Here is a 15,205-nt window from a genome sequence, read left to right as displayed (position 1 = left end):
AGGGATGGTTTTCGCTGAAATTCGCGACTTGCTTCTTGACCATCTGCCGCGTGTCATTGCCGATGGGCCCATTTCCGTGACGCCCAACAGCCTCAGGATCGACGAACGCGGTGTGAGCGTCGGCGATGTGTCTGACATGCTGGCTGATCTGACAGGCCACCGGTCATTTGTGCCTGACGGTTTTCCTTTGCGCGATGTCACGCTGCGCGATCTCGTTCTTGAACGCACTCCGGATGACGATGATGCGTTTTCGCTGAGTTTCGTGATCGACTGGGCCGCAACTGAGATCACGGTTGCGGACGGACTATCGCTGCACACGGCGTCGTCCAATCCGCTACGCGCGGTATCGGCTGAATTCGAATGGACAGGCGGACGGCTGTTTGCGGATCTGGACGTCGTTCTGCAAATCGAAGACATGGTGCTCGACGCGCGGTTGGAGCTGCCCAGCCAGATCGTCACGCTTGATCTATCGCCCGCCGAGGCAGACAAAGCCGCGCCCTATTTGGCCAACAAGGGATTGGTCAACGAAGGCGGTAGTCACACTCTCGAACGGTTCTTTGTCTCGGGGTCTATCCCCTATCGTCATTTCACGATGCGGATCGAACTCAGGGACCTGTTCGAGATCGGGCCGGTGCGCCTGCGCAATGCAGATGCAGAACTGGTTCTGGGGCGGTCCACTTCCGATATCCAATTCGGGGCCCACGCCGTTCTGGATGTTGATTTGTCTGATACGACAACATTGACGGTAGAGGCGGAGGGCTTTGTCGATTCACACGGCTGGCGCGTGTCCGGTGCGCTTGATCTGAGTGGTCGGGGCCACTCGATTGGCGATCTACTGGCGAAAGCCACACCAAACGGGCAGACCGCTCCGGCGCTTCCTTCCATTATCGCGGATGTGTCTCTTTCCCATCTCGGGATCGAGATCGACACATTTGCCGATCAGTTCGTGTTCGAATGCGCCCTCGACTGGCAAGGGGATGATGCAGATCTGGCCATTCGCATCGAAAAGAGTTCGGACGCGCTGCAGGTATCCGGCACTCTCACTCTCGGCAATGTCGTATTCCGCATGATCTTTGATAAGGCTGCGAATGCTGTGCTGGTCGCCAGCTATGATGCTGCGGGTTCCAAGGGACTGACGCTGGACGAAATGCTGGCCGCTGCCGGCGTTGATACGGCCGCAGCCTTTGGGCCGGGTGGCAGTGGCATTTCGCTGGATGCCAAAGCGGTTGGCGTGGCCTTTCAAGGCAAGGACAAAATCCTGCTGGCGGCTGATGTCGAAGCAGGCGTTGATTTGTCAAAACTGGGTGAACTGCCTGTATTGGGCCCTTTGTTGCCCGACGCCGGAAAAATCGGCGTCACCTTGCAGCCCTACTACAAGTCCAAGCAATTCGACGCGGACGAAACGGCCAAAGACCTTTTGCCTGATGCTCTGGGTTTGGGCGAAGGCACGCTCTCACCCGGCTTTAACCTGTCAGCCAAACTGGATTTAGGCACGAGCGCCATGCCGCTGCCAGACGTAGAGCTGTCCAGTCCACAAGAGATTGCACCACCAAAAGACACGTCCAACACCGCAACGAGCGCGCAGCCCCCACATGCGGGGCTGGATTGGATTGACGTCAATCATTCAATGGGACCGGTCAAGATTGAACGTGTCGGCTGGGCCCTGAGCGATGACAAGGACAGCATAGACATCGCATTTGACGGCGATCTTTCAGTCGCGGGACTGACGCTGTCCCTGATCGGGCTGGGCGCCAAATATACATTCTCCAACCAAAGTGTTGTGCCCCACCTTCAGGGGCTTGGTCTCGATTTCCGCAAAGGCCCTCTTTCGATTGGCGGCGGCTTTCTGAACAACGACGGCGATTTTGCGGGCAAAGTCCTGATCGGCACCAAACAATTCTCTCTGTCTGCGCTCGGCGCGTTCACGATGCTCGAAGGCACGCCATCCATGTTCGTCTTCGGTGTCCTTGGGATGCCACTGGGCGGTCCTGTTTTCTTCTTTGTTGAAGGTTTGGCCGCGGGCTTTGGTGTACATCGCAGGATCAAAGCGCCAAAAATCTCGGAGGTTCGCAAGTTCCCGTTGATTGCGGCGGCCAATGAAACGGCTGTCGGCAGCAAACCCGATCCTGATCCCACGGCGCAGCTGCGATCCCTGAGCGCGTACATTGAACCAGAATTGGGTCAGTACTTTTTTGCCGCCGGGATCAAATTCAACTCGTTCCGACTACTGCACGGGACACTGGTTGCCATCGCGAGCTTTGGCCGCGACTTCGAAATTGACGTGGTTGGCACCGCAAACTTCACAACACCGCCAGACCTGCCGAAAAACGTGCCGGCATTGGCACGAGTCGAGCTGGATCTGGTTGCGCGCATCGCGCCGGACGAAGGCATCATTGCGGTCGAAGCCCAACTTAACCCCAAATCCTATGTCTACAGCCCCCTGTGCCATCTGTCGGGCGGCTTTGCCTACAAGGCCTGGTTCAAGGGTGATCATGCCGGGGACTTCGTTCTTTCGGTCGGTGGCTACGCCCCTCAGTTCAAAAAGCCAGCGCACTACCCGGACGTTCCACGGGTCGCCCTGAAATACCAGATCGCCGACGGCGTCTATATCAAGGGTGACGGATATTTTGCGATGACCCCGTCTGCGATGATGGCGGGTGGCGGGCTACATGCGAATGTGGAAATTGACAGCCTGCATGCCTGGGCTGACTTTACGATCGACATGATCGTTCGGTGGGAACCGTTCCACTATGACGCTTGGATGCACATCGGAATTGGCGCGAAATGGAAATGCTTCCACACCACCGCCTCGGCCGACCTGCATATCTGGGGCCCCAAATTCAGTGGCTCAGCCCATGTGGAATGGTCGGTATTTTCCTTTGATGTCGAATTTGGTCCAAGACAGGCGCACCTGCCTTTGCCCATCTCGTTCGACCGTTTCAAAACGGCTTTCCTCGGCTGGGACAAAACGCAGGAATCGCTGGACGCAACCTTGGGTCTGGTGATCGCAGACGGAACAATCGGACACATCGACGACGTCGCGGTTGTTGCCGGTTCCAAACTCAAGATCACCACCTCCAGCAAAGTACCTTTGACCAAAGCAACGCTGGGCGACAAAGGAGCTGGAGTCAGGGCGCCTCAAAACCTCGGTATTGCGCCGACAGGCGGCGGGGCGCTCGGTTCAGCCGTGCATGAGATTACGATAACCCGAGACGGAGATCCCGCCGCGGCAAAGCTCTTCAAGATCGACAAAACACCGCTGACCAGCGGGGTGCCCGCCGCTCTTTGGGGAACGTCATTCGATGCCAAGGAAAACGCCCCGCCCATACAAGCAGCGACCGGCATCACGCTGAGCCCTGACGTTCATTTCCATGAAGGAAAGTCCAAAGAAGTCTCGGCTGAAGACTTCTGGTTGGCCACGCCCCATCCGGTTGTGCAAGCGCCTGCAGCGCGCCGTATGATGGCGGCTCCTTCATCCACGGCGACGCGTCCAACTGCCGACGAAACGTTCAAACTGATTTTGGTGAAGCACGGCGACAAAAAAATCGACGTGATCAAAGAGATCAGAGGCATGACCGGCCTCGGCCTTAAGCAAGCCAAAAATTTGACCGAAAGTGGCGGTGAGATCCTTGATGAACTGACCGCGGCAGACGCCAAGAAATTCGCCGCAAAACTCGAACGCATAGGTGCGGCGGTCCGCCTGGAAGGCACGTCATCAGGTGCGCCCCTGATTGTTCAGGCCGGGAATCCCGGTCAATTCAACGCCGTTCTGGTTAGTACTGACAACAAAATTGCAACGATCAAGTTGGTGCGCGAGATTACCGGGTTTGGCCTTAAAGAGGCAAAGGACATGGTTGAGGGTAACACCTTTTCATTGCCCGACCTGCCAGCCAGTGACGCGCTTGATGTCCAGAAAAGGTTCGATGAGGTGGGCGCAATAATCGACCTTATCCCGCAAAAACCCAAGGCCACGCCCTCTATACCATTGCCTGACAAAATTCCTCTTTCTGATCTGAAATCCCTGAACCTGGATGTGGAAGACATCGTTATCGCGCCACTTCGAAACACGCGTCAGACCATAGCCCTCAAACCGGGAGGGTTTGCGAATGCCTGAAGTAGAACTGGGCCCAAAGCTGGATCGCACTGACAAGGTCCGCTTTGTTGATGCGCACAGGCCTGCCCTGCCTGATGGCGATTATACCGTCACACTGAACCATCGTCTGGAAGATCACGAATTTTCAGCAAAGCAGGAATTGAATTTCGTTGTCACCGGTCCTCGATTTGCGCTGCCCAACACCGAAATCGCGTCGACCTTTCCGCCAAAGAATGCCAGCGGTGCTTTTGAGGCCGTGCTGCCGCATGTGATCCTCGAACGGGCCAGTTTGCCTTGGGAACGGACGGCCCTGCCCCATGCAAGCGGCGTTGATCCGGAAGACCGTTTGCCTTGGCTCGCGCTGCTCGTCTTTACCGATGACGAAATCGACAAACGTACAAAGATCCTGCCGGCCAACGACCTGTTGGGCGGGGCAAGGCACGCCGGTTGGACAGCATTGCCAAATGAAACGGCGGACGATCCGGAACAGCAAGTCCTTGTTCTGGACCTGCCCAGCAGGCTCGCCCAATCCGTTATGCCGACCGCAGCAGAACTATCCCTGCTGACCAGCGTCCGAGTGGTAAATGGCGATGAAAGCAAGGCTGTCATTGTCGGCAACCGCCTATGCAAACCCGGCGCCCGCCACATCGCGCATCTTGTATCGCTCGAAGGGCAATACCGAAAGAAGGGTGCCCCGACCGGAAACGTCGCGCATGATTTTGAGCATTGGGCACACGGGTCTTCGCATAGCGTCAGGCTGATTAGTCTGGCGCAGTGGACCTTTCACTGCTCTGAGAGTGTCGGCGACTTTCATCAGATCCTGTCCAATGTAACACCAAGCCAGCTTGCTCTTCCTGACAAAGACCTGGGGGCGGCACAAAACGCTGTTTCGGCGGGCGCCATTCCCCTTCGCCATCTCAGGGACACCGGCGACATGACCGCCAGCTGGTATCACGGCCCCCTTGCCATCGCACATCATGACGTCGACCTGGGTTTGCCAGCGCGGCATGCTTGGGACTTATTGAAGACCGACAGCGAAACCGGATTGGTCGACATATCCTATGCGGCCGCTTGGCAATTGGGGCGGCTGCTGGCCCTCAAGGATCCCAAGGTAGGGCCGGTTTTGTATCAGTGGAAACGGCGCGTTCAGCATGCGGCACGGATTGACACCGTGAAGGACGACAACCCGGGCGTCGAACTATCCGCCCCTGAAGTACCTGAATTTCCGCTTACTCAATGGTTTGAAAACGCGCTTGGGAAACTGGCCTCTGTTCCCTTTGACTATCTGGTCCCCGACCCATCAATCCTTGAGCCTGAAACAATCGCTTTCTTCACTTTGGACAAGGCATGGATGCGCGCGCTGGCGGACGGTGCGTTCAGCATTGGGCGAACCGGTCAAAAGCAGCAAGTTCTGGATGCGTTGCACAGGGCAAGGATACCAGACAGCGCGCAATCCGTCCCCACGCGGTCAGGGTTTCTGCTACGATCCCGCGCGGTTGACGGCTGGCCTGATCTGATCGTCGATGGTCTTGATGAAAGCGGCAAGGAACTGGGTGCTCCGATCCGGTTCGAGCGATTGGGCAACGGCGTTTTGCTGGTTCTGTTTGAGGGCAAGATCGCGGATGCCGTGATCCACCTGCATCCGCAGGCAATGCACTTTGGTTTCGATGGGACCCGTGCCAGTGGATTGACCAAACCACGCGCGAATGGATCCGGCTCCCCGGTTGGGTTGAAGCTTCGGCACAATTCCAGAACGCTGGATATATTGGATCGTTTGGGCAGTGGGTTGGCAGCCGACATCGGGGCCACTACGGCCCACAGTTTTGCGCTTGCCATGATCGAAGCCGTTCCACGTATTCGTTTTCATACGGAGCTGCCTGATGTCTGAACTGCTGGTCCCGACACGGGCAGACGCGTTGTACGTCGACAAACCGCAGGTGGTCACTGGCCCGATGGCCGACCATGAAATTCTGCCGTGGTTTGACGGTCATCGCGACCACTACAGCAACGTTCCCTTTCTATCGGGTGCAATTAACGCGGCTCCATTTGCCGACCACAGCTATTGGCTGGAACCCGGTGTGCACCTGCACTGGACACTACCAGACGGTCTGACACGGGGCTCAACACATCGGTCTGCCGAACGTCCTGTTGCTGTCGACAATCTGTGGTTCGCTCCGGCGCCAAACAGATGGCTGATCTGGCGTCGCGCAGATCAAACGACCAAAACGCCCAGCCGGGTGTGGCTGGTCGAAAGCGACTACGTGCATACAGACATCGACCCCGATACAGGCAAACCCCGGCCCATGGTGGATCGGCCCAATCAAAGGGCAATTGCATACCCCTACGCGCTCGGAAAACATGGGCAGGCCCCCTATCTGTATCTGGGCCGCCAGATTGAGCTGAACCCCAAAACCTTGCTTCCTGAGGACAGCAATACTCCGATCGGTACGGCTGCAAACGCGCTCTCTCATTACACAGCGCCGCTGACGGCGCTGGGTCATGGTGATCCAAGCTTTGCAGCGCACTATCCAACATGTCGATCTGTCTTTGGTCTGTATGACGACCAACCAGCCAAGAACGAAGACGGTTCAGTTCAGTCGTGCTTTTATGACGTTTTCGGCTGGTACAGCGATCTTGAACTCGATCCACTTGCCGCGATGGTCGCCGCTGTCGAAGCGGACCCCGAAGAAGCGCGCGCCTTGATCCTTAGAAGCGACGACGCGTGGGCGCAGGATTTTTTGCGTGAACAGCCTGATACTTTGCGGGCGATTGATTGGCTTGCCGCAAAGGACCGAGCACTGAAACGTCGGTTTGGTTGGGAAACCTTTCTGACTGAAGACCCAGTTTTTCCAGATTCAATCCTGTGCCATGCGCGCACAAATCTGATCTCGTGGGACAACGAGGAGGAAGAAGACGATTCTCCGGGCCACGTCGCCATCGGTGCCAGCCCAGCCGAGGCGTGCGCAGCGTATTTGATGCGCGGCAAGAAAGATCACGCGGTGAGCGCGGACTTTCAGGATCAGCTTGTTCAGTCCCTCGCGGCAACGGATCTGTCGTCGCATGGTTTGGATCTGAGCGCCAAACTGGCCGAGGCCCGTCACAACGAACAGTTTCACGCCATGCCCGGGCATGCGGTCTGGGTCCTGCGCCCACGTGAGGGCGGCGCCGAGACCGCGGCAGGCGTCACGCTTCCCGATGACATCGCACATGAACTAAACCTGCTGAACACGATGCAGCGTCGCTATGACAAGGCCGTCGACCAGATCGATGGCCTGCGGCAAGAACTGTATAGCGATTGGGTCCACTACATGCGGGCCGCTTATCCAGAAGGCGACACAGACCCGTTCCGGGTAGATCTGGATCAGCTCAGATATACAATCGAACGCACACGGCTTGAACCGCTTGAACAACATCAGCGCAGAACGGGGCATCTTTACTTTGGTGAGGATGATCACGGCAATCAGGTCGTCGTGGATCGCCATGCCTTGCCCGGTCCAATTCTGGGACAGGACGATGGATCTCCCTTTGCGATGCGCCTGCCGCCCGGAGAATTCGCAACAGGCCTGAACATCCGCGCCGACATGGTATTGCACGGTTTGCAATTGGTTTCAGACAGCGGTGCGTATGGGCCAATGGGCGATGTTGGCAAACTGACGCGAATAAAGCTGCGCCACGGCGAACGCATTGTGGCCATTCAGGGTTTGACCGGTAGGGCACAAGGCCAACATGTTTTTGCTCAGGTCATGGTTGAGACCAGCCACGCCCGCCGTCTTGGCCCCTTTGGACAAGCCGAAACGGGTTTGGAGCCCTTCCGTTTCGAGATGCCCCCGGATATGCGGATTGTGGGTTTGCGTGGGCATAGCACTGGGCAAATCGCGCAGCTTGGGCTGCTCTATGCCAATCCGCACGCACGGGAACACGAGCCCGAATTTGGAAGGATCACGCTGGCACGACAGGTTGTTGGGCAACACGCCACCGTCCTGCAAACCCTGGCTAAGCACGGCAGTGTTGATCTGGTCCTTGGACGAACGCCCGGGCAGCGGTATTTCCGCCCCAACGATCCCATCATCGCACTCGGCGGCAAGTCAGCCCGCGCGACCAAACGGCATGGACATGATGGCCTGACGGAAGAAGACGGGCTCAGCTCAAAAGATCGCAAATCCAGCAGACCATTCTTGCAAACAGCGACCCTCGATCTGCGAGGTGGCTGGACCAATAACAGCGCAAAATTTGCCCGGAATTACCGAGTCCCCAAGGGCGTTGGGACAATGCAGTTTTTCAGCTTTGGTACCATGCCCTGGTTGACCCTATCCCGTCCGGCTGACTGGCATCCGCTTTTGCTGGAATGGCAGGCCGAGCTTCAACCTCTGCAAGGAGATCAGAACCGCACCGCCAACAAAGCCGGAAACCAAATTGCGAGCGATTTTTTGGAAAGCCGCCACAGGCTGTCCGACACTCGTCCTGAAATCGTGCGCCGCAAACGAGAGCTGGCACCGACCTATGAATACCTCAGTGGTCGGTCCATTTTAAACCCGTCGGTCACACGGTTAATGGCAGAACGCATCAAAGCACTGCCCGCTTCGGTCAAGTCCGGTGTTGCGCAACACTCTGACCAAGACATGCCGATGATCCTGCCGCTGGGCGGCTTTCACGACCAACTCCTGATGCGGGACAGTGACTTGCAATTGCCAATCGCTGATCCGGTTGGCCTGCCCGTACAGCGTGAACTGGCCGAGCGTGTCTCGGCTGCGGTTGGTGGATTGCACCCGTTGACGCCGAAACCCCAAAGTCCGTTCCATCCTGTGCGCGCTGGCGACATTCTGGTTCAGCGTCTCCGGGTGATCGACAGCTTTGGTCGCACTCGCGAATGGCGACCCGAGACCCTGTTCAAAACGAAGAGAATGCGCACAGAAGGCAACATCGCCGATCGCGCCGTCATGCCAGCCCGGTTTTCGCAGGCGTCCCGGCTGGAGTTCAGATGGATCTCGGCGGTGGACAACGCGCTGGAAGCAAACGACCACCCCGCAAGCACACCAGTTTGCGGGTGGGTGCTCGCGAATGAACTGGACCGTGAAATCGTAGTCTACGCGAACGACGGGCAGCTTTTGGGCTCGGTCGACACGGATGCCGTCTGGCATGGGGCGCAGGGCGATCCCAGCGCACCGCGCACACCGCGTGAAATAAAAGACAAACATCTGGGCCGTTTCGTTCGATGGCTCACAGAGGCTGACAAAGCCGAGGATCTTGTCGATGCGTTTCTCGACACGATTGAGGTTGCACTGGATCAGATTGATCCAGTGAAGGCGGCCACGCAACAGGCGCGTGCCATGTTGATTTCACGGCCGCTTGCTTTGGTGCGCGCGCAGATTGATCTCAACGCACGGCATCACGTTGCGCAGAATCAATCATGGCGAGCCTTGCGAAAGCGAATGAACGACGGTTCCGAGGATACGCATTCGGTCGAGCGGCTTCAGGTCGGCGTTCGCCTTGGCGAGAGCAATCAACTCAATGACGGGCTTTGCGGCTATTGGCTCGACGGACAGGACGGGCTGGCGGAGCAAACACTTTTCACGCCCATGGCATTTTCCAAGATCGAGCATCCCTCAATCAAAAATCTGAATGGAAAAGAACTGGGGGCGTTCCCCGTGAAAGTCAGTTTCGGTGGCGCGCCCGTGCAGGTCACAATGCTGATGGACCCGCTGAGTGTTGTTCACGCGACAACGGGAATCCTACCCACCAAATCGATCGGATTGCCGGCTGATCAGCTCAAAGACCAGATGGATGCCTTGCGCGTCACGTTCTCCACGGCGCCGATCCTAACACCAACTGAACGTATGGAAGTCCCGCTTCCCGCAGAGGCCGGGTACGCGTGGTCGTGGCTTGAAAAGCAGGGCGCGGATTGGCGCGAAACTCCGCACCATCCAACATTGCGCTACGACGAATTCGTTGAGGGGTTTGGACAGGAAGGTCCAGCACTGTGGCATCGGTTGATCATGTTGGGCAGGATCGCGGTCAGCGATCACGGGCAATCCGCTGAGTTACGGTCTGTGGATCCCGAAGCAGATCCGACCCGTTTCGACGATCTTGGGCTTACGCCCGAAGGTGTTGAACGCGGACTTCATCAACTCGCACATGGGATTGGCGAAGCCCATCATGAAGCCAGACTGAACAAGCGGGTCGAGGCCCGCGATGGCTGGCTGCAGTTAAGGCCTGTTCCGCAACCGACCACTGACGAGAAATCGGAGAGCTAGATGACCGTAATCAGTCCTCGTCACGCGACCCGTAACAATCCCGAAGCTGCCGGATTGGAGGCCGATATCCGGCATGCCGACGGCTGGCCGGCCCTTAGCATTACGGGCTCGCCCCAACTGGTCGAGATCGTTTTGACAAACCGGACGCCCTACCCGGTTTTCAGTGATGTCGCGCGAATATCGCTCGTCGTGCGCCCCGGTGTTCTGACCGAAGTCGAAGAGATTGCCCTTGCTCCGCAAAGCGAAGCCAATTGGTCTATGGCCATGAGTAAACTGGACAGCGAAGATCATGACATTCGACTGACCTTTGACAGCGCCCATCGGGGCTCATTTGCGCCGGGCGAGGCGCGTGTAATCAGATTAACAGGTGTCAGCGCCGCTGCAGAGGGCGGTTCGCGGGCCACACGCGTTGAGTTGAGCTTTGATCGGTTTTTCCACGCAGAAGGCCCAGAGATCAGCGGATCACATCTGTTGCATCTGCCCATTCTCAGACGCCATGGCCCCGATCCCCTGCCGATGACCGAAATCCGCGGAGGATCAGCCGCCCGCTCAGGCCCGCTGGTGGCTGGCTTTGTTGGTGGAAACGCGGCTTTGAATGACGGTAAGTCGCCGAACCCGCTGCATTTGCGAGTTATGAACGTCTCGGGCAAACCTCTGCGGCTAAATTCGCACGGCGATGAGGCGACTCGGCTTCACCTTGGATGGGAGATCGGACGTCCAGATGGGCAGTGGGGACTGCTGTCGTCCAACGGAGATCATTTGACGCTGTCACTGTCGTCACCCCAAGAAAAGGAGTCTGACGATCCGGAAGTACAAGAGCTGGCTCGTATGGCGGATAAGGGATGGCAAATCGACGGTCATACTCTGCGATGTACCTCTGGTTCTGCGCTTGGGGATGGGGACTACATTGATCTTTTTCTTGTCGTTCATAGTCAGGCCGAAACGGGTCAGGCGCAGTTGCGTCTGAGTTATGAGAACCTGCCGGATTTCGACGACGGCGACCTTGTCGTTCTTGTGGATCTTGGCCCTATTTCCGCGACTGGCGAAGCGTTGGCTCTGTCGAAACCGCTCAATCTCTTCGGATCGGGCGGTAAGATTGAATTTCATGCGGCTGAAAGTTTTGCAGGCACACGTGGTGAGGATGAGAATTCAACCGTCGACGCCACCGTGGAGGTCAACCGCACCAGAGAAGGGCTTGGCCAGCTGCGGATCGACGCCCCGCATGGTTTGGACGTGCCGGGAAAGCTTGTTCACCCCTACAATTTGTCCAGACAGAGCCAAACCTTTCGGGTGGGCGGTGCTTTGAACCGGTACTATCCCGTTCTTTTCCGGGACCTGGATTGGGAAAACGGAGAATTCCAACTCGAGATATTCCGAAGCCGGACGCACACGGACAAGCAATGGCAAGGTAGCATGATGGCGCAAATCAAAGCGCATAGCAGCAACTGGGGTCATGGCTCGAATTATCGGTCAATCACAGTGAGGCAATCGGGGTCACCATCGGGTGGGCGCACCAAAAGCAATGTGAAATACCGTGTCTTTCTGGGAGGGTTCACCAATCACGAAAGAAACGCAGCCTTGATCGTCTGGCTTGCTGGCAACTCAAGCTACGGCTGGCAATCCAATCACAAAGCGGTTTTGGATAATCTGGATAGCCTCGAGAATCCGGGTGAGGTTGCATATCCAGCGAGCGGGAACGCGCAGAAGACATACACCGTAAAAACAGCGCCCGATTCCGGCTTTAATGCGCCATACGTCTCGATCGAAAAAAGTTTCGGGATCGACACGCATCCTGTGCCAAGAGGGGCGATCATGATGTGGCACGGGAAAACTGACGATATACCGCTCGGCTGGGCACTATGCGATGGCAAGGACGGACGGCCTGATATGATAGACAGATTTGTCGTCGGTGCCGCACCTGAGAACTCTGGCAAGAAGGGCGAGGCGGACAGCCACACCCATCAGATTTTCACGAACGGGAAATGGTACAGCACAACAATTGACGGTGCTCACTCGCATAGATTTCCCACAAGTTGGTACAAACGTGTCAAGGATTCCGGGGTTGGTGCCAGTCACAGTGTCTTGGACACAGGCGGCAATGATCCCGACGATCAAACGACACGATCATCGGGAGACCACAGTCATAAAGTTTACCTGCCGCAACAATCAACCAGCGCATCAAACAAGGCGTCGAATAAAAATCGACCGCGTTGGTTCGCGCTGTGTTTTATCATCAAGCTGTAGCGCCCTATTCCGGGACCGTGACAGCGGCCGTCAATTCCGATGACGCCAAGCAGCGCTTTTTAGCGCTAGATCTTGTATTTTGAGGGAATTTTGACTGGTTGCGGGGGTAGGATTTGAACCTACGACCTTCAGGTTATGAGCCTGACGAGCTACCGGGCTGCTCCACCCCGCGCCAGTACGAGCTAGCTAATGAATTCCCCGGGGATATTCAATGCCCTGCGCCAAGATAATCGACGTTTTTCCAACTTTTCTGCCAAACAATTTGGCAACCCGGGAACGTTTATCTGTTGGAAATCCAAAAACAAAAAAGCCCGCCTAAGGCGGGCATTTCGTATTGATCATCGCAGAGAGATACTTTTGGTTCTTACTAGGTTTGGCGGTGACCTACTCTCCCACACCTTAAGATGCAGTACCATCGGCGCTAAGGCACTTAACGGCCGGGTTCGGAATGGAGCCGGGTGTTTTGCTCTCGCTATGACCACCAAACCAAGAAAGAACCAAAATCCAAGTCACGTACACTTACGGTGTATGCTTTTGTCCAGAATAGCCTGGCTATTACTGGATCAAATCAAGCCTATCGAGCCATTAGTACCGGTCAACTGAACATGTTACCATGCTTACATCTCCGGCCTATCGACGTGGTGGTCTTCCACGGCTCTCAGGGATACCTTGTTTTGAGGGGGGCTTCCCGCTTAGATGCCTTCAGCGGTTATCCTGTCCGATCATAGCTACCCTGCACTGCTGCTGGCGCAACAACAGGTCCACCAGTGGATCGTTCACCCCGGTCCTCTCGTACTAGGGGCAACTCCTCTCAAGTATCCTACACCCACGGCAGATAGGGACCGAACTGTCTCACGACGTTCTAAACCCAGCTCACGTACCTCTTTAAATGGCGAACAGCCATACCCTTGGGACCTGCTCCAGCCCCAGGATGAGATGAGCCGACATCGAGGTGCCAAACACTGCCGTCGATATGGACTCTTGGGCAGTATCAGCCTGTTATCCCCGGCGTACCTTTTATCCGTTGAGCGATGGCCCTCCCACTTGGGACCACCGGATCACTATGGCCGACTTTCGTCTCTGCTCGACTTGTCAGTCTCGCAGTCAGGCTGGCTTCTGCCATTGCACTCAACGAGCGATTTCCGACCGCTCTGAGCCAACCTTCGCGCGCCTCCGTTACGCTTTAGGAGGCGACCGCCCCAGTCAAACTACCCGCCACGCAGGGTCCCGGATCCGGATAACGGACCGCGGTTAGACATCAAGCAGAACAAGGGTGGTATCTCAAGGATGGCTCCCCAGAAACTGGCGTCTCTGGTTCAAAGCCTACCACCTATCCTGCACATGTTGTGCCTGATGCCAGTGCGAAGCTGTAGTGAAGGTGCACGGGGTCTTTCCGTCTAACCGCGGGAAGCCTGCATCTTGACAGGCAATTCAATTTCGCTGAGTCGATGTTGGAGACAGCGGGGAAGTCGTTACGCCATTCGTGCAGGTCGGAACTTACCCGACAAGGAATTTCGCTACCTTAGGACCGTTATAGTTACGGCCGCCGTTTACCTGGGCTTCAATTCAGAGCTTGCACCCCTCCTTTTAACCTTCAGGCACCGGGCAGGCGTCAGACCCTATACGTCGTCTTGCGACTTCGCAGAGCCCTGTGTTTTTAGTAAACAGTCGCCACCCCCTGGTTTGTGCCCCCAGCCCCTAGTTGCCTAGGAACCGGGCCTCCTTCTCGCGAACTTACGGAGGTATTTTGCCGAGTTCCTTCAACATCGTTCTCTCAAGCGCCTTGGTATTCTCTACCAGTCCACCTGTGTCGGTTTAGGGTACGATCTAATGATGGAGCTATTTCCAGGAACCAATTAGCGGCCCACCCAATCCAGTAAGGGTGAACAACCTTCATGATCCGTCACTTCCATCTGGCCCAGGAATATTAACCTGGTTCCCATCGACTACGCCTTTCGGCCTCGCCTTAGGGGTCGGCTTACCCTGTTCAGATTAGCTTTAAACAGGAACCCTTGGACTTTCGGCGACAGTGTCTCTCACACTGTTTGTCGCTACTCATGTCATCATTCTCGCTAGTGATCTCTCCACCGGATCGCTCACGCGCCGGCTTCACAGAAAGCTTCTCTCCTCCAATGCGGCCGAGGCCGCTAAGGAGGAATGAAACTATGTCACACTACGCTCTGCTACCATGCCTTACGGCATCCTAAGCTTCGGCTCATGGCTTGAGCCCCGTTACATCTTCGCCGCAGGACAACTTATTTAGACCAGTGAGCTGTTACGCTATCTTTAAAGGATGGCTGCTTCTAAGCCAACCTCCTGGTTGTTTTGGTCGTCCCACCTGCTTTCCCACTTAGCCATGAATTGGGGGCCTTAGCTGTAGGTCAGGGTTGTTTCCCTCTCCACTACGGACGTTAGCATCCGCAGTGTGTCTGCCATCTAGTACTCCCGGGTATTCGGAGTTTGGTTAGGATCAGTAAGCCTGTGGGGCCCCATTACCCATCCAGTGCTCTACCCCCCGGGGTATTCGGATGACGCTCTACCTAAATAGATTTCGCAGAGAACCAGCTATCTCCGAGTTTGATTGGCCTTTCACCCCTAGGCACAACTCATCCCGACC

4 protein-coding genes, 1 tRNA gene and 2 rRNA genes (1 of these 7 cut by a window edge) are annotated in these 15,205 nt (G+C 56.5%); 4 read left to right on the top strand and 3 right to left on the bottom strand.

The features are described 5' to 3' along the window. Positions 1 to 4 precede the first annotated feature (4 nt). Genes PFY00_RS18960 through PFY00_RS03040 form a run of 4 tightly spaced genes read left to right on the top strand, consistent with a single transcriptional unit; the run spans position 5 to position 12,588 of the window. On the top strand, positions 5 to 4,114 hold the full coding sequence (locus PFY00_RS18960) for a ribosomal protein L7/L12 (RefSeq protein ID WP_408648433.1): 4,110 nt from the start codon (positions 5 to 7) through the stop codon (positions 4,112 to 4,114). After that, a complete protein-coding gene (locus PFY00_RS03050) occupies positions 4,107 to 5,981 on the top strand; it encodes a hypothetical protein (protein WP_271431031.1) in 1,875 nt (624 codons plus the stop codon). Before PFY00_RS18960 ends, PFY00_RS03050 begins: the two co-directional genes overlap by 8 nt. Continuing rightward, entirely contained in the window at positions 5,974 to 10,344 is a 4,371-nt protein-coding gene (locus PFY00_RS03045; RefSeq protein ID WP_271431030.1) for a jacalin-like lectin, read from the top strand. Before PFY00_RS03050 ends, PFY00_RS03045 begins: the two co-directional genes overlap by 8 nt. After that, positions 10,345 to 12,588: a hypothetical protein gene (locus tag PFY00_RS03040; protein WP_271431029.1), complete on the top strand. Its 2,244-nt coding sequence runs from the start codon at positions 10,345 to 10,347 to the stop codon at positions 12,586 to 12,588. 95 nt (positions 12,589 to 12,683) lie between these two features. Here PFY00_RS03040 and PFY00_RS03035 read toward each other — a convergent pair. The 3 genes from PFY00_RS03035 to PFY00_RS03025 form a co-directional block, all read right to left on the bottom strand. Next, positions 12,684 to 12,760: transfer RNA gene (locus PFY00_RS03035), tRNA-Met, on the bottom strand. Positions 12,761 to 12,959: 199 nt separating this feature from the next. Continuing rightward, a 5S ribosomal RNA gene (gene rrf / locus PFY00_RS03030) occupies positions 12,960 to 13,074 on the bottom strand. 78 nt (positions 13,075 to 13,152) lie between these two features. Beyond that, positions 13,153 to 15,205: ribosomal RNA gene (locus tag PFY00_RS03025) — 23S ribosomal RNA — on the bottom strand; it runs 1,368 nt beyond the window's last position.

Source organism: Thalassococcus lentus (assembly GCF_028023555.1).
Taxonomy (GTDB): Bacteria; Pseudomonadota; Alphaproteobacteria; order Rhodobacterales; family Rhodobacteraceae; genus Thalassococcus_A; species Thalassococcus_A lentus.
This window is presented reverse-complemented; position numbering and strand designations above follow the sequence as displayed.

Excerpts from the sequence above, each read along its gene's own strand:
- PFY00_RS18960 (WP_408648433.1), top strand. The coding sequence starts at position 5 with ATGGTTTTCGCTGAAATTCGCGACTTGCTTCTTGACCATCTGCCGCGT.
- PFY00_RS03050 (WP_271431031.1), top strand. The coding sequence starts at position 4,107 with ATGCCTGAAGTAGAACTGGGCCCAAAGCTGGATCGCACTGACAAGGTC.
- PFY00_RS03045 (WP_271431030.1), top strand. The coding sequence starts at position 5,974 with ATGTCTGAACTGCTGGTCCCGACACGGGCAGACGCGTTGTACGTCGAC.
- PFY00_RS03040 (WP_271431029.1), top strand. The coding sequence starts at position 10,345 with ATGACCGTAATCAGTCCTCGTCACGCGACCCGTAACAATCCCGAAGCT.